Below are 740 nucleotides of genomic sequence, written 5' to 3' on the forward strand. Positions count from 1 at the left end.
TCCCCTCACGGGGATTTTGGTGTTTTGAACTCGCGCAGCATTCTCAGCTAACGTACCGCCGTAAATGCGCTGGAAATACTCAGCACGCTCCATTGCCGCGTTGTACACATCCTGCGAACCGGCAATAGAACGTAATGAAAGTTGCACATTTTGTAATTCAAGCGCAAGCTTTCCTGCTTGTACCGCAGCGTTGACAAACAACGACGCGCCAAAGAGCGTACTCAACGCCGAGAAGGCGCCGAACAACGAACCGCCTGTCTGCGCCAGCTCTTGCAGTGTCTCTCGCAACGAACGGCTTGTTCCAGCCAGACGCTGTTGCTGCTGTGCAAGCATGGTTTGCGCTTGCACAACTGTTTTGGTACGTACCGTCGTCTGATTGAGTGCGTCTTCCAGAATCTGAATCGCTCGCGCAACATCACCGGTTGTCGACGCAAGCCGAGCCTCGGCCATCGCCATACGCAGCATTGCGTCCTGCGTGCGCTGGAGTGTTGTTGCTTGTTGCGCACTACTCCGCGCTACGTTTGCATGCGCAGCGGCAAGCTTTGTGTTCAGTGTCTGCGCAACTTGTTTTCCTTGCGCTTCAACCTGCTTGAGCGCTTCTATCGCATCGCGGCTATTTATTTTGATGTCAACTACAAGTTCGCCAGCTTGAAGTTGCATACCGCCCACCGCTAGATACTACGACCGAGCAACCGCCGAGCAAGTCGTACCGCGCGCTTTCCATCTATACCTTTTTTACG

General features: G+C 53.9%; 1 protein-coding gene. It reads right to left on the bottom strand.

The features are described 5' to 3' along the window. The coding region (locus tag AC01ZF_RS17575) for a hypothetical protein (RefSeq protein ID WP_476575556.1) at positions 1 to 660 on the bottom strand (660 nt) is incomplete at its 3' end. Positions 661 to 740: the final 80 nt, after the last annotated feature.

The sequence above is a fragment of the Chloroflexus sp. genome, assembly GCF_056331925.1.